This window comes from Paenibacillus mendelii, assembly GCF_024498075.1.
Classification (GTDB): Bacteria; Bacillota; Bacilli; order Paenibacillales; family Paenibacillaceae; genus Paenibacillus_Z; species Paenibacillus_Z mendelii.
This window is the reverse complement of sequence record NZ_JANHOF010000016.1, coordinates 88,107-110,857: the sequence shown is the minus strand read 5'-3', so window position 1 is coordinate 110,857 and position 22,751 is coordinate 88,107. Positions and strand designations below refer to the sequence as shown.

Genomic DNA, 22,751 nt, shown 5'->3' with positions numbered 1-22,751 from the left:
TAATGCATGACGTCACGTAAGGTTCAAGGGCAAAATGGGATTTTTTAAAAGTTAGCATGAAAAGGGGTTATAGTTCTTTAGGAAACCTAAAAGCGCCCCAACAATACTCCGAAAGCCCGCAGTACATAATCACTGTGGGCTTTCGGAGTATTATGAACAGCAAGGAATAGAGAATCGGACAATACGCTCTATCCTACTGTATACTTCCATTGTAGCTGACTTCGGCGCTATGACATTGGATTGACGAGGATAAACAATTTGGAAGGAGGAACTCCGGCATTGAGTAAACCGCAGCTCATATTCGATATTGCAGGTGTTCTTGTATCGAATCTCTCTTCGGGCTATTGGAACCAACTGGCTCGTTCTGCCGGCGTTCAGGAAGAGAGTTTCAAACAACGGTTCAAGGAGGAAATTCGGATAGACCTGTGGACCGGGAGAATAGATGAAGGCGAGTTCTGGGCTTGGATCAAGAAGCAATGGCCGGCGGTAGATACTCATCAAGCAAGGCTGACATTGTTGGAACAGCTTGTACCTTTACCCGCATTCGCGCTTATACCTCAGTGGAGTCTTACAGCTGATATTCATCTCTTAAGCAATCATCGTCAAGAATGGCTTGAACCGGTGTTAGAGCCTTTAACGACTTGCCTCAAGAGCATCACCATATCCAGTGAAGCGGGCTGCTGCAAGCCGGATCCTGCGATATACGAACTTGTTCAAGCCAAGTTGAACCTCGATTCTCCTATGTTGTTTATCGATGATCAAAAACGGAATTTGAAGCCCGCAAGAAAGATAGGCTGGAATACGATGCTCGCAGACGCATCTGGGGAATGGATCAAGCAAGTCGAACATCACTTACAATCCTGCTCCGTGTGAGAGCACCTCTGTAGAACCCCTTGTCCAGCAAGGGGTTCTATTTGTTAGTGGCTTCTCTGACATCGTGTGATTACCTTTTCCTTTCAGTAGTAAAACGATTTCCTTGACTTCTTATTCCGCTTAATAAACAACATCAATAACCATCCCATTACACCTATATTTATCATATTTTATCCCAAAAAAGGGGTTGACGTTATATTTATCCTCTGCTAACATTACCCTTAAGGAAATCGATTTCCTAACACTTCATTCAGAGTGTGTACAGCTCTAATCAGAGGTGAGAAATCGACTTCTAAATTTAATTGTAAAAGGGTGGTTCTTTTGGTAAGTGGGAAGAAAACATGGTTACTGGCTTGCCTGGCTTTGATGTTGATTCTTGTATCCGCTTGCAGCAACTCGAATAAAGGCACAGAGACGAAGAATGGTGCCGAGCAGGGGGCTAATGGTTCTAATGAGACGAAAGGATCAGAGGATGCGAAAGGCTCTGAGAAAACAGAAAAGGTCACGCTGAAGGTGCTGCAGTTCTGGCCGGAGCATGAGGAGCAAATGAACAAATCATTCGATCTGTTCACGAAAGCAAACCCAAACATAGAAGTCGAGATGACAACGGTGACATGGGATACGATCGAAACAACGCTGAAGACAAAGATTGCCTCCAATGACCGTCCAGACATCGCGTTCGGCTGGCCGGGCGCGTTCACGCAGCAATTCGTCGACGATGGGGAAATCATGGACTTGACGGATAAGCTGAGCCAGGATGCCGAGTGGAAGGACAGTATTGTACCGTTCTCCCTCAATTTCGGGACAACGGCAGAAGGAAAAATCTACAATTTGCCTTTCCGCGGAAGCTTCTTCACGGCTTTCTATAACAAGGATCTATTCGACCAGCACAGCTTGGCTGTTCCAAGCAACTTGAGCGAGCTGAATCAATTGTTTGCAAGTTTGAAAGAGAAGGGGATCCTCCCGATGGCAAGCTCAGGTTCCCCCAGCCTGCCCAGCTATTTTATCAACTATTTACGTACAAATGGCTTGAAGAACGACGAAGGCAGCCTGGAGGATTACAGCAAAGGCTTGATCCCTTCCAATGATAAGAATGGCATCGGTGCTTTGGAGCAATTCAAGTCTTGGTTTACGAACGGATTCTTCGACAAGAATTTGCTGACGATTACACGTGAACAAGCACAGCAGCAGTTCTATGACGGCAAGGCGGCTATCTTGATGGCGAATAACAATGAGCTTAAAGCCATAAAAGAAGCGGTCACCTTCGAGCTTGGCCAGTTTCCGCTTCCGTTCGACAACGGCGAGAAGTATGCATTCGGCAGCATGGACGGTTACTTCGTCATGCAGAAGACGGAGCACCCGGAAGAGGCGCTGTTGTTGGCCAAATTCCTCAATTCGAATGAAGTGCAGAGCTTATGGGCGAAGGAGACGGGATCGGCTATGACGAATCCGACTGCGGGCGATGCCATCGAGGATGCCTTCCTGTCGGCAACAGCCAAGGAAATCAAGAACGTCAACCCGATGAACGAAGCTAATTTTTACGTGACTTATACCGATCAATCATGGACGGCTGATCAAGAATCGAAGTTACAAGGTCTTCTTCTGAATAAGATCCAACCGAAGGAAATTGCGGACTGGCTCGAGCAGAAGAAGCAGGAAACAATGATTAAATAACGAGCATGCCGCGCAGAGAATCGAAAGCATTATCTGCGCGGCAGCTCATCATGGAGGAACAATGGCTGCTCTGAGAACCGCTCGCTTCTGGATGATAGGTTTGTTCGTCATTCCGCCTTTGGTGCTAATTTTCTTCTTTACCTACTATTTATCTTTTCAATCTTTAAGGCTGGCTTTCTTTGAATTTTCATCCGGTCAAGAGATAGGCTTTAACGGATTGCAGAATTTTCGGGATGCCTTGAACGCTGAACGATTCGGTCCTGCTGTGATCGTAACGTTGAAGATCGTGGCTGTCGTCACGGTGTTTCAAATTGCCGGCGGTTTCTTTCTTGCATACTTTCTCGTTCGCTCTAACAAATGGGTTCAGAATATTGGCCGGGTCGCCATCTTTATTCCCGTTGTGCTGCCTGGCACCGTCGTGGCGATTCTGTGGAAATTTATTTATACGCCGGAGGGCGGGCTGCTGAACACGCTGCTTGAGGCGATCGGATTGGGCAGCTGGGCGATGCCCTGGCTCGGAACGACGGAGACCTCGCTGTATGCATCCATTGCCGTGAATATCTGGAAGTATGTCGGACTAACGATGATGCTGTTCTATCTGGCGATGCAGAATGTATCCAAGGATCAGCTGGAGGCTGCCAGAGTAGATGGAGCTACTGCCAGACAGGAGTTATGGTATGTTTATTTGCCGGCTGTCAAGCCAGTTCTCGAAATCAACCTCGTTCTTACGGTACTCGGCAGCCTGAGAGCGTTCGATATTTATAATATGTTAACGAACGGCGGCCCGGTAGGCAGCACGACAACACTTACCAAGCTGATCGTCGACAATATTACCGCGCGAAATTATGGGGAAGGCGCTGCGATGAGCGTCATGTTGTTTGCGGTAATCGCTCTTGTGACCGTTCTGATCCGGAAGTCGTTTGGAGGGGAGCAGAAGTGAGTAGGAAGAGCCGCTTTATGGAATGGGGATATTCATCGGTTATCGCTGTTATCTCGTTGATTATGGTTTATCCCTTATTATTCATGATCATTAACTCATTCAAGAACAATAAAGAGTTATTCTCCAATTACTGGGGGCTGCCAACGGTCTTTCGTTACGAGAATTATGTGCGCGCATGGGTCGATGGCAAGCTGTCCATGTACGCCTATAATAGTGTGCTGGTGACGGTAACGGCGACGCTGGCCGCACTCATCATGAGCACGATGCTGTCCTATGCGATCGTGAAGCTGCGCTTCAAGGGCGCGAACATCGTGTTTCTCTGCATCTTGTTCGCGATGTTCATTCCGGACGAGATGAACATTGTTCCCCGGTTTCTGCTGCTCAATGATCTGGGTCTTATCGGAACGCATTGGAATCTGTTTATTGTCTATGCGGTCGGGGCACTGGGCATGTCTACGTTCATCCTGCGGAACTTTATGCTGTCGATCCCGGGTGAGCTTGCGGAAGCGGCTGCCATTGACGGCAGCGGCGACTGGGGCGTTTTCTTCAAAATCTATGTTCCGCTGGTCGTACCGGTCCTGCTGTCCGTCACCATTCTGATCATCAATGGAATCTGGGGCGAGTATGTGTGGGCACTCGTATCGGTAACAGACGATAAACTCCGGACACTGCCGATCGGACTTACGGTTTTCCAAAGCCTGCATGGCTCGAACTACGGACCCTTAATGGCAGGGCTCTGCATCATGACCATCCCAATCATCGTTCTCTTCACGGTTTTCACAAGACAATTCGTTGAAGGGATGACCAGCGGGACCGTAAAAGGATAAACATCGAGAATAAGGAGCGCGTATGCAGCTAAAATCAAAGCAATGGATCAAGGGCGTGCTATCGTTCTGGTCTTGGAATGACAAGTTGGATTTGAACGAAATCGGTAATCAGTTACAAGGCTTCAAGGATGCCGGCCTGAGCGGCTTCTTCATTCATGCCCGTGGGGGATTATTAACGCCGTATATGGGAGAAGAGTGGATGGACGCCGTGTCCTATGCGATTCAAGCCGCCAAAGCTATTGATCTGGAGGTCTGGCTGTACGATGAAGATGCATGGCCAAGCGGATTCTGCGGCGGGCTAGTGCCCCGCGCTGGTATCGAGCACCAGCAGAAGTGGTTGACGTGGGAGCAGATTCCTGCCGGCCAGCTGACCCGGACGAGTCGAACAATAGCCATATACGAGAAGCGCAGTGGGCAATGGAAGCGGATGGAACCTGAAGCAGATCCGTCATCCTATGAATCGGATAGCGAATATCTTCACGTCTATTTCGAGGCGAATCCCTATTACTCGGATCTGATGAACGAAGAGACGGTTCAGCTGTTTATCCAACAGACGCACGAGAAGTACAAGGAAAGATTCGGACACGAGTTTGGAACAACGATCCGCGGGTTCTTCACGGACGAACCCCAGTATGCGGCGGACCAATATCCTTGGACCTTAAAGCTGCCGCAGTTGTTTCAATCGATGTACGGATACGATTTGCTGGATGAGCTTCCTGCGCTGCTGCTCGGGCAGCAGGTATCGATCCGGCATGATTACTGGAAGCTGATTTCACATCAAATGGTCAACTCTTATATGAAGCAAATCGGTATGTGGTGCGAGAACAACAATCTGGCACAAACGGGGCATGTGGCAGGCGAGGATACGTTATTTTATCAAATGAAGCTCACTGCTGGAGCGATGCCCCATTATGAATGGATGCACATGCCGGGAATTGATCATCTCGGACGCAGAATCACCCGGCCCGTTCTTCTCAAGCAAGTGACAAGCGCGGCTGCCCAGATGGGGAGAACGCAGGTCCTCTCGGAGATGTTTGGCTGCAGCGGTTGGACGGTTAACTTTGCGGATTTGAAGTGGATCGCGGAGTGGCAGCTATCCCAAGGGGTCAATGTGCAGTGTCAGCATCTTGCCGCCTATTCACTTCGTGGTGCGCGGAAGAGGGACTACCCGCCTGCTTTAAGCTGCCAGCAGCCATGGTGGCCGCAGTATGATGCATTCAATCGTTATTTTGAGAAGCTGTACGGTTGGATTTCACAGGGTGAACGGGAGCCTCAAGTCTTGCTGCTGCATCCCTTGTCAAGCGCATGGTGCGCGTACAAACCTACGAAGCCAGACGAGCTGTGGGAGCTGGACCGGAGGTTCGGGGACATGACGGAATTGCTCATGGACATGGGAATCGACTTCGATTACGGCGATGAAGGAATCATGGAAAGATATGGGGTTGTCAACGGAGATTCACTCCGGATCGGGGCGATGTCCTACCGGGTTGTGCTTATTCCGTCCCTAGTGTCTCTCGAGCGTACAACTTACGCGCTTCTCCAGCGGTTTGCGGCAGCGGGCGGAAAGATTGTTCAATGCGGAACCTCGCCGTCCTGCGTGGATGGAAGAGAGAATGCAGAGCTGGTGTCATGGTGGGAGCAGCATGTACAGCGAATTATGCCGACGGAGAAGACGTTAACGGCGGTACTCGACCGGCATCAGCTGGTGAGAGTGATCAGTCGCTCGGGTTCCCGAGTGAGAGGGATCTATTCGCGGGTTCGGCGGGAGGAGGGCAGTATGCTGTATTTCTTGGCTAACTCCTCTCGGACGGATAGGAAAGAAGGGATCGTTCATATCCCCGGTGAGTGGGACTTGAAGGAAATCAATCACCGTCAAGGTCTTGAAACGGCCGTTGTCTACTGGCATGCGGTCGGGGACACCTATTGGACAATTAAGCTCGATGGCGGGGAATCGGTATGCATCGAAGCGGCTAGGCGGGAGGAAGGCGCATTACCGGCTTCCGTCTCGAGTTCAGGGCAGCTCCCCTATCGAAGAACAAAGCTTCGGAATCATTGGACGCTGGACAATGAGCTGACGAATGTACTCACCTTGGACAAGGCTTGCTATCGCCGCGCGGATCAGCCGAATTGGAGCGGTCCACTGCCGTTGTCCGTCATTCAGAGCGAACTTCAGACACAAGGCGCGGATGCGGAGATACAACTGAAATTCAGCTTTCAGTTGGACGGAAGACTGGATGTTTCGTCCATCTGCGTCGTGCTGGAGGACTGGGAGCGAGTGGAATTGCATGTGAATGAAGCGCTTGTGCAATGCGATGCGCCTGGAGGCTGGGTTGACGCCTGTTTCCAAGCTGTTCCGGTTGGAGATTATCTGATCGGGGGCAGGAATGACATTGTCATTCGCAGGGGGTTCCGATCCACACGGGCCGCCTATCTGGATGACGAGGACGCGTTCGAGACGGAGCGTAATCGTTATGTGCCTCTCACCGAGCTAGAATCGATCTATCTGCTTGGATCATTCGCCGTAAGTCCGGTACCCGGACATGGGCTGGATCGAATTCCTGGCTCGCATCGGCTGTCTGCAGATGATTTTATCATCGGGCCGCTCCCGAAGCATGCCGACCTATCTGATCTGACACCGCAGGGGTTCTGGTTCTACTCCGGAACGGTTTCTCTGACCCAGCAGTTCGACCTGCAGGCTGTCCAGAATCGCAGGTATAGCTTACAGCTTGAGGTACCTCCGGATGCAGTCATTGTCCAAGTGAGGATCAATGGAATCGACGCGGGCTCCTATCTGTGGTCGCCCTATGAACTGGATATTTCCGCATTTGTCCGCGAGGGGGCGAATGACATCCAGTTGATGCTGACAAGCGGTCTGCGCAATACCTTCGGGCCGCATCATTATTTCAAAGGGGAGGTGGGGTTTGTCGGTCCCAGCCAGTTTCATGGGGTGAAGGGGTGGGAGGATCTCGTTCTTGCTTACAACACGCCAGATCGAACCTGGTCAGACAGCTATCATGTCGTAAGCTTCGGGTTGGGCAGCGCGCCGGTTCTGGTGGAATACGACAACGATGAGGAAGCTCCCCGGTAGAAGCAGCTGAACGTTGAATGTGCGTGGCCTCTTGTATGCCATACCACTCTGCGACTAGCTTAGACGTTTTTCAGTTGAGTATGGATGGGATATAATGAGGGTTAAGGTGGTGTGATCGAATTGGTAACGATTAAGGATGTTGCTAAAGCGGCAAATGTATCAACTAGTACGGTATCGAAGGTCATCAACGGTTATTCAAACTTATCCATAGAAACGGTACAGAGAGTGAATAAGACGATCGCAGAGCTTGGGTTCGAGCCGAATATTACAGCGAAGAGCATGCGGACGAAGAAGACGAATATGATCGGCATCGTCGTACCGGATGTGGATCACCCGTTCTTTATGGAGCTATTCGTGGAGCTGCAGCGTGAGTTCTCGCTCTCGGGTTACGGATGTTTCGTGTTCTCCACCCGTTCCGAGGAGGTACACGAAATGGACGTCATCAAGTCTATGCTGCTACGCCAGGTGGATGGAATCTTGTTCTCCAGCGTTGGCTGGAGCGAGCAGATTACCCAGACGCTGATTAAGATTAGCGAGCGCATTCCGCTCGTATCCTTGAACCGGATCTTTCCGCATAGCCCGATTAAATCGGTCAACATCGATTATTTCGAGGGTACGCTGCGGGCGATGAACTTTCTAATCGAGAAAGGCCATCGGCGCATTGCCTACATATCCGGACATCTGGGCAACGTCGCGGGCGATGATCGACTGCAGGCGTACCGTGCCGCACTTGGCCGCGCCTCGATTCCCTATCTGGAAGAGCTGATCTTCTCCGGAGAGATGGATATTAAGAGCGGTTATCGGTGTGCGCGCGAGATGACGCGCTTGTATCCGCTCCCTTCCGCCGTTGTCGCAGGCAATGATGCGATGGCGATTGGGGCTATGAAGTATTTCAAAGAGAAAGGCATCCGTGTTCCTAACGATATTGCTGTAATTGGATTTGATAATATTGAGTGGTGCAATATCGTGGATCCGCCGCTTACGACATTGAATCCCGATGTTAGGATCATCGCGAAGCGTGTCGCTGAATTGATGCTCGGCGAAGCCGATGATACGCTTGTATTGCTGAAGCCGGAGCTCATTGTGCGGGGCTCCACCGATATTGACGCTATAAACGTGATTGACTGGTAAGGAGTTTTGTCGTCTAAGCTTTGTCATTGCCGTGATCCCTCGTAAAGCAGGGGGCGGCAATGCGATTTCGAATCAATATGTAAGCGTTTACAATAAATGAAATGAGGTGTTATGATGAGAAAAACGCTGCTTCTGAGAATGGTCTGTGTGCTGTTATGTGTTGTTATGATCTCTACAGGCATTGGTCCCCAGTGGGTTTCGGTGACGCATGCCAATGAAGGAGATGGGAATTTGTTATCAGCGAATCCGGTGATTACGACACCTTCAGGAGGAGAGGAGGATTGGAGTGTAGACGGCTACACGATATCGCGGGCAATAACGGGTGATGAGAATTTCGCGCTGCTCGATGTTCCGAACCTGCCGGACAGCTACGCCTTCACAGGGAAAATGAAGGTGGATCAATATGGCGAACAGGGCTGGCACGGGGCGCGTGTTATGTTCCGCTATAATGATTCGGGTCATAATCTGACGCTGGTATTAACCAAGTTCGGTGTCGGATATGTGCTGGCGAACGGCGAATCGAATCAAGAAGTGGCTCAGTTCCCATACTCCGTTACGGAGGGGCAGAACTATACATTCGAGATTGTCTCCGAGCCAGGGAAAGCACGGATCAAATTGAATAATCAGACGGTCTTCTCCGGTTCAGTCCCGGAAATGAATAAGGGGGTAGGCCTGGTATCTTCCGGCTCAGCGGTGACCTTCTCGGAGCTGGTGGTGTCATTGCCCACACCAAGCGGCGGCGGCGAGAACGGGGGCGGAGAGAATGGCAATATGATTCCGGAGAATCCCGTGATCTCCGCAACAGGGGGAGACTGGAGCGTAGACGGATATTCCGTATACCGTGCGTATTCCGGCGATGAGAATTATGCGATGCTGGACGTTCCGAACCTGTCGGACAGCTACATCTTGAAAGGAAAGTTAAAGGTGGACCAGTATGGCGATCAGGCTTGGCACGGGGCAAGAATTATATTCAGCTATACGGATGCCGGTCATTATTTAATGATGATGCTGAGCAAATCCGGCGTGGGTTATATATTGGCGCCAGGAGAAACGAACAGCGAGGTCGCTACCTTCTCCTTCGAGGCTCAAGAAGGCGCCGAGTATCCGTTCGAGATCGCCTCGGAAGCAGGCAAGGCTGTGATCAAGCTCGGGAACCAAACTGTGTTTGAAGGCGCAGTTCCCGAGCGAAGCAAGGGGATCGGGTTCTACTCTTCCGGATCGGCGGTGACCTTCTCGGAATTAAGTGCGATCCCTCTTGCAAGCGGCAATCTGTTTCCGAAGGATGCTGTTATTACGACACCAATCGGAGGGCAGTCGGACTGGAATGTGAACGGGTACTCGGTATCGCGCAAACCGTCACCCGCCGAGAATTTCGCGGTCGTCGAAGTTCCTGGGATGCCGGACAGTTACACCTTCAGGGGAACGGTGAGAGTGGATACATTGGGCAGTCTCGGGTACGAGGGTCCGCGGATCCTATTCCGTTATGAGGATTCCGAGCATTATCTGATAATTATGCTAAGCCGATCGGGCAATGGCTACGTGCTGTCCAAGGATGGTGCCATCTTGAACGAACTGGGCCAATTCGGTTATGGAATCGAAGAAGGCGTTACGTATCCGTTCGAGATCTTGTCCAAGCCAGGGGAGGTATCGGTCAAAATCAGCGGACAGACCGTGTTCAACGGTCCGGTTCCCGAGATGGGCCAAGGAATCGGGCTCTACTCCGCCGGTTCCGGCGTGACATTCTCCGACCTGCGCGTATATCCGGTCATTCCGCAAAAACCGCGCGATGAAGGGCTCTATCATGATCAGGCGGCTCCTTACCTGAGCGATATCGAACCGAAGTCGAACGAAGAGGTCGTCATTAAGCTTCGCAGCTATGCGGACGATCTAACAGAGGCGAGCATCAAGTACTATGATTTCGGCGACAACGCTTATCATACTGTTCCGATGCTCAAGCTTCCCGGGCAGGATGCGACTGGGAAATTCGAATTCTGGCAGGGCATTCTCCCGGCATCGCCATCACGGAAGAAATACAGGTTCGAGGTTGTCAAATCGTCAGGCCAGCATCTCTGGTACACCCAATACGGCGATTCCGAGACGGAACCGGATACACATATCGGCGATTACGCGATAGCGCCTGACTTTACGACGCCGGACTGGACGAAGAACGCAATCTACTATTCGGCTATGCCGGACAGCTTCTACAACGGAGATTTACATAACGACGTAAAGGCCGGATACGATGAAGCGGTTGCCCCGATCGGATGGGGGAATGATCATCTGGGCGGGAGTGACTGGTTTGGCGGAGACCTGAAGGGCATTCAGCGCAAGCTGTCCTATATCCAAGATACGGTCGGCGCCAATACGCTGTATATCAACCCGATCTTCACGGCGGTGCATAATGCGGGTTATGGACAATTCGACTACAAGACAGTGAATCCATTCCTGGGCACGAACAAGGAGCTGCAGACATTGGTAGAATCCGTGCATGACCGTAATATGAAATTCATTACGGATGGCGTTTACTTGTACAGCTTAAAGGAGAGCAAGTGGGTGAATGCCAAATCCCGGTTTCCGGAAGCGGGAGCTTTGCAATCGCTCGACAGCGCTTATCGCGACCGGTTCTATTGGTCGGATGGCCTCAACTTCGATCCCTCCAAGATGCCGTTCAGCCAGCCGAAATTAAACTACAATTCGCAAACATTGCGGGACGAAATTTATCGAAACCCCGATTCCGCGATGCAGCATTTTCTGCGTGAGCCGTATCGGATCGACGGCTGGCGTCTGGATGTCCCTGCATACAATGACAGCACGACAGATGGCCTTGAAGTTGAAAGAGAGATGCGGACCGCATTGAAGGCGGTGAATCCGGAATCGGTTCTAATGGGCGAATTGAACTACAGCTATGACGAATATAACGGAGATACGTTGGATTCCGTCTGGAACTATGCCAGATTCACGGATCCGCTCGTTAACTATTTGAAGGGCGATACCAGTACGACCAAATGGGCGGAGCGGATGGATCAAGCGATCGCCGATATACCGCGTGCTTTCGCCATGAGTCAATATAACCTGCTCGATTCGCATGATACGAAGCGGATACTGCGGGAGGTGGACGAGAACGAGAATTTGGGCAAGCTGGCCGTCGTTTATCAGATGACGTTCGTCGGGGCTCCGGTTGTCTATTACGGGGACGAAATCGGCTACTCCAGCAACGGCCCTTATGACAGCATGCAGAGCTTTGATTGGTCGGAGGAACGCTGGAACCACGATTTGTTGAATGTGTACAGGAGCTTGATTGAGCTTCGGAAAACGTATCCGGTGCTTGTTAATGGAGCTTACAAGAATCTGGTTGCAGACGATCAAGATCAAGTTCTGGCATACGGCAGGTGGAACGAGGAACAGCAGATTATTGTGATAACCAACAAAGACGGCGCGGCTCATGATGTGACGGTAAGTGCGGAACAGCTGAGCGTGACGGATGGTACGGTCATGTCTGATTGGTTGACAGGGCAGTCGTTCATTGTGGCAGATGGTAATGTAACCGTACAAGTGCCTGCCGAATCGGCTGTTATCCTGATTGCAGGGGACGGTGCGGATCAATTGGGCAAGTTCCGGCAGCATTGGATGACGGCTGACATAGGTGAAGCCGCATCGGGTAAAGCCGTGTTGAAAGCTGACGGCGGTACGGAGCTGTCTGGACAAGGTGTTATTGGCGGTACGATGGACGCATTCCGCTACTTGTATAAGCGCGGCTTCGGAGATTTTGAGATTCAAGCCAAAGTGGTCTCGCAAAACGTGTTGAGCGGAGAAGCGGGCGTGATGATTCGTCAGGATGAGTCGGCCGACTCTCCATTCTACAGCGTATCGCTGACAGAAGCCCGTGCGGCCAAAGCCCTTCACCGTGCGGTAAAAGGAGCGGAGGCTTCGAGCTCGAACGGGATGCCGCTATCCGGGGACATCTGGCTTAAGGCGGTTCGTGAAGGGAATGAATTCCGTGCCTATTACGCTGTGGATACGAATAACAGCCCTGGCGAGTGGACATTAATTCCGGGTAGTACGCAGTATATAGCAATGGATAAAGGCGTCCTGTTTGGGTTGACGGCGAATGCTGCGGACAATGCCGAGGTGAATACAGCGGCCTTCCGTTCATTCTCATTCACAGCGGGTGCTGCCGTGTATGCGGATGATTTCAGTGGAGCTGTACAGCATTCCATGTGGAGCAGAATGACTCCTGCAGCCGGAGCGGCTGTGCTGTCTGGAGGCAAACTTAGTCTTACAGCTGCGGGTCAACTAACGAACATGATTACAGCAGAGACGCCGCCATCGGACTGGTCGGCCAAGGTGAAGCTCTCCGTTTCCCCGTCCGGTGCAGGGCAAGAATCGGGCCTGATTGCCTATGGCGATGAGCACACTTCGATCCGGATTACACGTATCAAGTCTGGCGGGGATTGGAAGCTTGCCTTGACGACGGAAGTGAACGGTGTCAGCTTTATAACATCCATCGTGGATGACCCTACTCATGGAGGAGGTATCTTCCTTCAATTAAATAGAGTTGGAGCATTCATGAATGGCATGTATAGCACGGATGGAACCTACTGGTCCTTGATTGGGGAGAAGCCGGTTCAAGCCAATATGAGCGTATCCTCGGTTGGACCGGTCGTTATGGCAGGCGATGGATCATCCGGAGCAACCGCGCTGTTCGATAGGTTTGCTTTCGGCGATTACGATAGAGACGGAACTTCGCTGCTCTCGGTTCCTGTCGCAGACGCGGCATCCCTTTATTACGAGGAGTCCAAGCTGCTCAAATTTGCCTATGGGGCAGGAAGCTGGTCCGATATTGGGGAAGGCTATCAACAAAGCGATGCTTCGCTTGCGGAAGGAAGACTCAATATAGCAGGGAAAACTTACCGCGACCTTCTCGCAGATGTCACCATGAATATCAAGTCACTGCAAAGTGAAGGCGAAGCCGGTATCCATGTGCGAAGGGATGATGAGGCTGAAAGTGTGCAGCAATCCGGCTATCGCATCGCGCTCGATTCCGGCGGAGGACTGAGTGTATACAAAGCCGGCAGCGTAATAAGCGGTGCGGATCACTTGCCGACTCAGGCGGATATGACCCAGGACGTACGTCTTCGAATCTTCGTGGAGGATGGACGAATCCGTGTTTACGTCGGTGATGCGATGACGCCACTGGTAGATCTCGTTGATTCAACCTACGAGAATGGATATGTGAGCTTATATACGAAGCATGCCAACGCGGTATTCAAAAACATTGGCGTATATCCGCTTCATCTGGATATGCAGCCGTACGTCGGCAGGTGGGCCAAGGTTCAAGATGGATTCAAATCCAAGGGTGAGGCTATGAATGCCGTTATTGGTCAAGCTTATGATGACGTAAGTATTCAAACCGACATTCGGTTCGATGCCGCTGCGCCTAATGATGCTTGGGGAGGGGTGCTTCTGCATGCGGACCAGGGCAAGACGTACAATCACAGCGGATACTATGTCTACTTTAAGAAGGATGGGCATGTAGGTGTGGCCTCGAAGGGCGAGGTTGTCGCCGAAGCGGTATCCGGCATGGATTTCGTCAACAGTCCGGTGCATGTCCGGATCGTAGTCATCGGTAATCAAGTTCAATTATTTCTCAATCATGCAGATGATCCGATTATCAATACAGAAGTCAATGGACCGCCGAGCGGCAGCATAAGCTTCCTTGCTTCTGCGATGGGAATATCTTTTACAAGTAATGAGGCAGCAGGTTTGTTGAATACCGGGGGCGATGCGGCGCTGAGTATGATTCAAGTAGACGGTCAGAATCTGACCGGCTTCAGCCCTGCAGTCGAGAGCTACGAGGTTGTATTGCCAGCGGGCACTACGCATGTGCCTGCTGTAACGGGATCTGCCCGCACGGATGGTGCCGTAGTGGAGGTAACGGCTGCTGCTAATTTGACGCAAGCGACTGTTATTCAGGTCACCTCCAAGGATGGTAAAGCTGTGAAGAACTACATGATTACGTTCACCGTCGCACCGAATGGAGGTAATCCGACACCGACACCAACACCTGCGTATTCATCGGTACCTGCGGCTAGTCCGGATGATGGTGTGAATCCGGTTGTGAAGAAAGCTTCAGAAGGCAAGACGATCTATATGTTCGAGTTGGACAAATTTGTGGCTGCGTTACAAGAAACCGAGGGAGACAGCTATACGCAGACGATCGATACTGAGTTATCGGAGAAGCCGGTCGAAGTCACTCTGTCTCCTGAGGCTGTCAAGGCCGCGGCCTCATCCGGCAAGTTGCTTCACTTGCAGTTCGAAGGAGCTGCCATAACGCTTCCGGGAAGTTTATTGAGCGGCATTGCGGATGGTAAGGATATTGTACTAAATATCAAGAAGGTCTTGCCCGCATCAGGACAGAACGGCTTTCTTTCACCTCTGTATGCAGTGGAGCTGCTTTCTGGCGGTCAGCGCTTGACGAGTACAACCGAGCCGATTGCGATGCAGGTTGAATTGACGCAGACCGCCCCTTCTGGACCCAAGGCTGAGCTGGTCGGGTTGTATCTTCTGAATGAAGAATCTGGCGGGTGGAACTATGTCGGAGGTCGATTGAACGGTCAAGTCGTGACAACAGGACTCCATCATTTTTCTACCTATGCCGTCATGGCACCGGAGATTACTTATCCTGATGTGAACGAGAGACACTGGGTTAATCGAGCCGTAACTGTATTGTCTGCCAAGCAAGTAGTGAATGGGCGAGAGGATGGACTGTTCGCGCCTGACGCCTCGGTGACTCGGGGGCAATTCGCGGCGATGATGGCGAGAGTCATGCTACTTGACACAACGACGAACAAGACCGCCTTCAAAGACGTTCCGGCGAATCGTTATTATGCCGGGCCGATCCAAGCGCTTAGCCGTCTAGGTATTGTACAAGGAACAAGCGCAGATCGATTTGAGCCGGACCAGGAGATGACCCGGGAACAGATGATGGTGATCCTGTCGGCTGTAATCAAGCAGCAGAAGCTGGGGCTGGCAGATCAGCGTGTGGAGCAGACCACTTTCAAGGATCACGATGTGTTTTCTCCATGGGCACGTCAAGCAGCGGAGGATGCGACTGCTTATGGAATTGTGAAGGGATTCCCGGATGGAACCATTCGACCGCATGCGGTTGTGACACGGGCGGAAGCGGCTGAGATGCTGTACCGATTCCTTAAGCTTCCGAACTAACAGTCATCCTGTATACCAATAAATATTAAACTGGATAGGGAGTCCCCTTGCAGCATCAGGTCCTGTGATTTGGCAGGATGTCTGGCTCTGAGGGGCTCTTTTTATTTTCTATGACTCTTAAGGCAAGGGCGTCAGGATGTGCTGATGATGACATTCAGGCAGATGAATATATTGTATCTCATTCGCGCTTCTGAGTGTATTTGCACGTTTAAATAGGAATTAATTCGATTCTCATAAGGAGCGAGGAATATTCCACTGAAGAAAACTGGTTAAGTGGATGCGTGCAAAAGCAGGACTTCTTTGCGGGTAGGCCGGCATAAATATCGAAGAGCAAGGTATTCCTGCTTTGTTAACGGATTATTGTAAGAGTTTACAAGCAGTTCTATAACTTACACAAAGGAGGGATAATGGCTTTTCGTCCAGTTTAATACGCCGCAGCCATTCATTTTATTGGAGAGGAGCAATAGGAAGGATGACGAAAAACCGAACAAAAAAAGGATGGATGATCGTAATGGCGGCAGCTCTGCTGCTGGGGCTGATGCCGGTTCAGGGCACCTCGCTGCTATCGCCTGCAAAGGGGTATGCCGATCCGCCGGTATCCTTCGGCGAGCTTGACGGTATTGACGATTTGAACCGCAAGCTGCCCGTGTACGGCCAAGTGCCTACCCCTCGTTCAGGCAAACAGGTAGGCATCTTCTATTTCTTATGGGCGGGTCAGCACGGAACGGGAGGTCCATACGATATTACTAAGATTCGCCAAACGGATCCGACTGCGGTGAACAATCCCAGCAGTCCATTATGGGGCCCGGCGGGTTCCTTCCACCATTGGGGCGAGTCGCTGCTCAACTATTATTTGGCCGACGACAGCTGGGTGCTGCGCAAGCATGTCCAACTGCTGACCGATGCGGGAATCGACTTTCTTGTCTTCGATGCGACCAACGCATATACGTATAAGAATGTATACGACGAGCTGCTGAGCATTCTCGATGAGGTGCAGCAGCAGGGACGCAGCGTGCCGAAGATCGTATTCTACACGAACAGCAGCTCCGGTACGGCGGTAACGAACGTATATAATGATTTATACAGTCCGGGACGATATTCGAATTTATGGTTCATGTGGAAGGGGAAGCCGCTCATTATCGGCAATCCGAGTGAAACCTCCTCCACCATCCAGAACTTCTTCACCTTCAGGCTGCCGCAATGGCCGAACGAGGGCGCGAAGACGAATGGTTTTCCGTGGATCGAATTTCAACGCCCGCAGCGGGTGTACTACAACAATCTGGGTGAGAAGGAAGTCGTTAACGTCTCTGTCGCCCAACATCCGAGCATTGTCATGAGCGATACGCCATTCTATAATTATGGCGGCAATTGGGGACGAAGCTTCCACAATGGAGCAAACGATACCTCTCCTGGTGCTGTTAACTATGGATATAACATTGCGGAGCAGTGGGATTTTGCTCTGGCACAGGACCCGCAGCTTGTGTTTATTACGGGCTGGAACGAGTGGATGGCCCAGCGGTTCGCCGGGCCTAGCGCAAGGCCGATTCAGTTCATTGATCAGGCGACGCAGGATTTCAGCCGCGATATTGAACCGATGAAGGATGGGCATAAGGATAATTATTATATGCAGATGGTTCATTATATTCGCAAGTTCAAGGGAATGGGGCCGCAGCAGACGCCGTCGGCCAAGAAGACGATCACAATCAATACCGATTTCACGCAGTGGCAGAATGTCGGACCGGAATATCGAGATTATACCGGTGATACAGAAGCGCGCAATCACGGCGGATATGGTGGAGTCACCTACACGAATACGACGGGGCGTAATGACCTCGAGGTACTTAAGGTGGCGAGGGACGATACGAATATATATTTCTATGCGAAGACAGCAGCTCCCATCACATCGTATACCGGCGCCAAATGGATGCGGCTATTCATCGATACGGACGATAATGGCACGAATGGCTGGAAGGGTTACGATTATATCTTGAACCGAACGGGTGTCGCCGCAACGACGACAACGCTGGAGAGCAGCACCGGCGGCTGGAGCTGGACATCGGCTGCAACCGTCAATTACAGTGTTAGCGGCAACGAGATGCATGTGGCCATTCCCCGCAGTGCGCTCGGATTAACGGATTTGAACAAACCGCTGAAGCTGAAGTTCAAATGGTCGGATAATATGCAGTCCGATGGCGATCCCATGGATTTCTACGTCAATGGCGATGCGGCACCGGGTGCGAGATTCAATTATGTCTACACGGAGGATACAAGTCCGGCCGCCCCGCTTGCAGCCTCTGATGTTAATGTGGCCTTATATAAACCGGTCACCTCCTCCAGCTCGGTGGAAGCGATCGGCTGGTATCGGACGAATTCAACCGACGGTTTGAACACGAATGGCTGGAGCAGCAATTCCAATCTGTCGGTCAATCACACCGAGTGGATTCAAATTGATCTGGGCAGCAACACGTCGGTGAATAAAGTGAATCTGTGGCCGCGGGGCGACGGGGTCAACACCGGGTACGGATTCCCGGTCAATTTCACGATCCAATTATCGACAGATGGTACGACATGGTCGACAGTCATTACGAGAACTGGATTCGGAAAGCCGAATTTCGATGTCCAGAACTTCCCGTTTAGCTCCCAGACTGCCCGCTATGTGAAGACAGAAGCGACGTCACTTCGCTCCAATCCGAATGACAGCAACTCTTATCGGCTTCAGTTCTCGGAGATTGAGGTGTTTGGCAGCTCTACTCCAGCTTCCTATGTAAGGGCATGGCCTTTCACTTCGACGACCGAGGATTGGACCGCGATTAATGATATCAGCGGCTTCTCCTGGCAGAGCGGGGGTTATGTGGGCGGGACGGTGACGGGAACTGATCCATCGATCCTGTCTGCTGCTGGACTGGGCACGAATCTGTCCGATAATAAGAAGATCAAAGTACGCATGAAGAACAGTACTTCAAGCACGCTCGGCCAGATTTATTTCGCGACGAGTGCCGATCCCTATATGAGTGAGGCGAAGCATAAAGACTTCACGATCATCGCCAGCGATTCCGGGTATACCGAGTATGTGATCGACATGTCAACGGTTCCCGGCTGGAGCGGCACGCTTCATCAGCTTCGTCTGGATCCGGCCAATGCCAGCGGTGCGTTCAGTATCAGCTCGATTGAAGTTTCGCAGTAGATAAGTTAACCGATAAGCCTGCTCCATTGCAAAAAACAAAGCCTTCCTTCTATTAATTAGGGAAGGCTTTGTGGTGCTTAATAGTGCGGGATTAATTGTGTTATAGCAAATAAATGGTTGAAGGGATGATAGACTATGGTAAAATATTCCTTAAAAACAGATCATTTTAATTTGAGATGACAACGTATGCGGCGGGGAGTGGTTCAGCGTAGTGAATCGTCTTCACATCCGGATCCTAGGACCTGGTGAAGCACGATATAGAAAATGGAGAGAAATAGGAGGGGCGGCTATTGCAAGCACAAATCAATCCATATATGAAGGAACAGACAATCCATATTCAAAAATTCAAGGTTTATATGTGGGTGGTCTCCTTTCTCCGAAACTATAAGTTATTATTCGCTCTTCTACTTCTTTCTGGTGGATTGGTTTCTTCTGTAGTGCTGATTATTCCGAAGTTTATTCAGCATGTCATTGATGTCATTGTTCCTTCCCGTGATACGAATCAGCTGCTGCTGTTAATCGGTGGCTTAGTTCCGTTCATCATCATCGTGCTAATCGCAACAGCTGCCCAAAATATGCTGCGCAGAAATATTCAAGAGAAAGCCTCTCGCGATCTTCAGCTTGATATCTTTCAATATTTTCGTAAGTTAGGATTTCCGTTCTTCGAGAAAAATGCAGTGGGTGAGACATTGTCGATGTTTCAAACCGAGGTTCAGGCGGTGCAGAGGATCTATCGCCAATATTTACCGTACTTGATCCAGAAAGTGACCCTACTGGCTATTTCGTCCGTTATCCTTGTCTCGATGAACCTTAAACTCAGTTTATTAATTATCCCCTGCTTCCTCTCCTATTATTTGGTCGGGCCGTTCTTCGAGAAGAGGCAGAACCGGTATGCGAAGGAGGGAATCCGGCATCAGACGATATTTAACCGCAGAATATATGATAGTTTATCGGCGCTGCTTGAATTGCGGGTTCATCGCGCAGAAGCATGGGATCTCGGCAGATTAACGGCTAAGCATGACGAGAGTCGCCAAGCATGGCTGACAGAACTGTTATATGCGCTGCTGCGCGGAACCGCCCGCAGGTTTACGATCAACTTTGGAGCTTTGTTTTTGTTTCTATATGGAGCTTCGGTTGTAAAAGCGGGGGAGATGTCGGTCGGGGAATTCGTGGCATTCCTGTTTTATTACTTTATCGTAATGGCAGATCTTACGCATGTGATTACGGCAGCAACGGAACAAAGAATGCTAATGATACAAGCGGAGAAGCTCTATCGGTTTGTTCATCAAACCCCCGACGTAACAGAGTCTATGAATCCGGTTCTGCTTTCTACTATTCGCGGGGAATTGAAGTTTCAAGATGTGAGCTTCGGATATTCAGGGGATCGGAGTATCGTTCGTGAGATAAGTCTGCATATTCATGCTGGCGAGCGCATTGCCCTTGTAGGGACGAGCGGCGGGGGGAAGACGACCCTGTTGAAATTAATGGACGCTTCTATGATCCGGTCGGTGGAACAATCCAAATGGACGGAGTTCCCCTTCAGGCACTTTCATTCGAGCAACTGCGCGGCTCCATCGGTTATGTATTTCAGGAAACGTACCTGTTCGGATCTAGTGTGATGGAGAATATTAGGTTCGGGAATCCTGATGCATCGGATGACGAAGTCAAGGAGGCTGCGAAGTCGGCCTATGCGCATGGATTCATCGAACAGTTGCCGCAAGGCTACGATACTCTCGTTGGGGAACGAGGAATCAAGCTGTCTGGAGGTCAGAAGCAGCGGGTAGCGATTGCCAGGATGCTTTTGAAGAATCCATCCGTTATTTTACTGGATGAGGCAACTTCCGCGTTGGATAATGAAAGCGAGAAGGAGGTCCAGAACGCCTTCGAGGTGCTTTGCAGAGGGAAGACGACGATTGCAGTTGCACATCGGCTGTCGACAATACGAAACTATGACCGCATTGTGGTTATTGAGCAGGGCGGAATTGCCGAGATAGGCAGCTATGATGAATTAATCGAAAGGAAAGGCGCCCTCTACGATCTTGTACAGGGAAGGAGGGAGGCCCAATATGTCTAGTCTCAGCTGGTTATGGAATAATGTCCGATTTATGCGCTGGAGATTTGTCTTGGCCCTTTCCCTTATTTTGCTTGATATGGTGTCTTTGCTTGGGATTACCGGCGTACAGAAATGGCTGATCGATGACGTGTTTATGGAAGGCCGCTATGACAGCTTACCGCGATTGCTCATCATTTTTGCCATATTGATTATAGGGTACAATGGGATCCACTTGGTTTCCTTCCTGCTTAATCGAGCGAATGAGCTGACTCTACAGAAAAAGTTTTCCGTTCAAATGATGAAGTATGTGTATGCCATGCCGGTGAAAAAGTACCATAACGAGCGAATTGCGGGAATGGCCAACCGGCTTGCTGCAGATATTGCCGAGACATCCGGTACTGCCGCGCATGTCATCCCTAACGGAATCTCGAACGTGATCAAGGTGTTCATTCTGGCTGGCTTTATCGGTTGGGCTAGTCCGATCATTCTGTTATTTATCGTTCTATTAAGCTTGGTTTATATCTTGATGGGCAAATATTTCGCACCTCGTTTGAAGTCGGCTGCGAAGCAGGTTAGTGAATCGCGCAGCGACGTATTCGTACAAATAGAAGAGGGCATCTCATCTACCCGGGAGGTTGTAGCCTACCATCGCGGTGAATGGGAGATGAGGAAATATAACCGTTATTTCAATCTTTTTCTGCAACAATCATTAAAGGAAGGCAAGCTTGAGAACAAACAGCTGTTTTGGAGTGAACCGTTTCGCTGGGGAGGTAACCTAACCGTCCTGGGTTACGGAGCTTACTTGACGATCAATCATAGTATTTCAATTGGTACATTCGTAGTCGTGTACCAGTTTGCTTCGCAGCTACTTGAATCTCTGCAAGGTGTGTTCAATTTTGCTATGGGGTTGTCGAGCCGGACTGCTAATCTAGATCGCATACGCGATTTTATGACCGAAGAGGAGCCGCAGGGCGGCAAGGTAATGGACACCCCGATCAACCAAATTCGATTCGAACAGGTCTGGTTCAAATATAGCGAACAATCCGACTTTATTCTAAAGGGATTGTCGCTCCATATTCATAAAGGGCAAAAAGTTGCCTTCGTTGGATCAAGCGGCGGAGGCAAATCAACCGTAGCACAACTTTTGACTCGATTCTATGAGGTGAGCGACGGAAAGATCATGATCAATGAAGTGTCGCCTCTGAATGATATTGCTGTACTCAGCTGGAGGGATCGGGTGAAAATGGTGTTTCAAGAGCCCTATCTGTTTCCCGATACGATTCGCAACAATCTTCTGATGGGTCGACCATTATCATCTGAGCAAGAGATGGTTGCAGCATGCATCACTGCTGAAATACATGAATATATCGTAAGTTTACCAAACGGTTATGACAGTGAAGTCGGTGAAAGAGGTATTACTTTATCTGGGGGACAGAGACAGCGTATCGCACTTGCGAGAGCGCTTATAGAGGATCCTGAGATTCTGATTTTGGATGAAGCTACCTCTGCGCTTGACTTGGAAACAGAACGCCAGGTGCAGCGAAACGTGGACAGGATACGTCACGGTAAAACGACGATTGTGATTGCGCATCGACTTTCTACTATACAAAATGCGGATACCATTTATGTGCTGGATCAAGGGAAAGTAGCCGCTGCCGGAACCCATGATGAATTAATGAAAACAAGTACCGTTTATAGCAGGCTTGTCCTTTCGCAAGATGATGATTCTATGAATGAACGGGAAAGGTGAATAGACG

9 protein-coding genes and 1 pseudogene are annotated in these 22,751 nt (G+C 50.5%); all 10 read left to right on the top strand.

Annotated features, from left to right (window positions below):
* Positions 1-279 precede the first annotated feature (279 nt).
* The 10 genes and pseudogenes from NNL21_RS30085 to NNL21_RS30040 all read left to right on the top strand — a co-directional run bounded on the left by NNL21_RS30085 (position 280) and on the right by NNL21_RS30040 (position 22,744).
* Positions 280-873 carry an HAD-IA family hydrolase gene (locus NNL21_RS30085; protein ID WP_204818926.1) on the top strand — a complete coding sequence of 198 codons (594 nt, stop codon included), beginning with the start codon at positions 280-282 and terminating at the stop codon, positions 871-873.
* Between the two features lie 321 nt (positions 874-1,194).
* The gene (locus tag NNL21_RS30080; RefSeq protein WP_204818927.1) at positions 1,195-2,547 is read left to right on the top strand and encodes an ABC transporter substrate-binding protein; all 1,353 of its coding nucleotides are present in this window, start codon (positions 1,195-1,197) and stop codon (positions 2,545-2,547) included.
* Between the two features lie 61 nt (positions 2,548-2,608).
* Entirely contained in the window at positions 2,609-3,487 is an 879-nt protein-coding gene (locus tag NNL21_RS30075) for a carbohydrate ABC transporter permease (protein ID WP_204818928.1), read from the top strand.
* Positions 3,484-4,314 carry a carbohydrate ABC transporter permease gene (locus NNL21_RS30070; RefSeq protein WP_204818929.1) on the top strand — a complete coding sequence of 277 codons (831 nt, stop codon included), beginning with the start codon at positions 3,484-3,486 and terminating at the stop codon, positions 4,312-4,314. The genes NNL21_RS30075 and NNL21_RS30070 overlap by 4 nt, the downstream gene beginning before the upstream one ends.
* Before the next feature lie 22 nt (positions 4,315-4,336).
* A complete protein-coding gene (locus NNL21_RS30065) occupies positions 4,337-7,402 on the top strand; it encodes a glycosyl hydrolase (RefSeq protein ID WP_204818930.1) in 3,066 nt (1,021 codons plus the stop codon).
* Between the two features lie 111 nt (positions 7,403-7,513).
* A complete protein-coding gene (locus NNL21_RS30060; RefSeq protein WP_204818931.1) occupies positions 7,514-8,533 on the top strand; it encodes a LacI family DNA-binding transcriptional regulator in 1,020 nt (339 codons plus the stop codon).
* Positions 8,534-8,644: 111 nt separating this feature from the next.
* Positions 8,645-15,757, top strand: a complete 7,113-nt coding sequence (locus NNL21_RS30055) for an alpha amylase N-terminal ig-like domain-containing protein (protein WP_204818932.1) — start codon at positions 8,645-8,647, stop codon at positions 15,755-15,757.
* Between the two features lie 472 nt (positions 15,758-16,229).
* Positions 16,230-18,941 (top strand): discoidin domain-containing protein, encoded by a 2,712-nt coding sequence (locus NNL21_RS30050; protein ID WP_204818933.1) that lies wholly within the window; start codon positions 16,230-16,232, stop codon positions 18,939-18,941.
* A gap of 314 nt (positions 18,942-19,255) precedes the next feature.
* Positions 19,256-21,015, top strand: a pseudogene (locus tag NNL21_RS30045) (ABC transporter ATP-binding protein).
* A complete protein-coding gene (locus tag NNL21_RS30040) occupies positions 21,008-22,744 on the top strand; it encodes an ABC transporter ATP-binding protein (RefSeq protein ID WP_204818936.1) in 1,737 nt (578 codons plus the stop codon). Before NNL21_RS30045 ends, NNL21_RS30040 begins: the two are co-directional and overlap by 8 nt.
* Positions 22,745-22,751 lie beyond the last annotated feature (7 nt).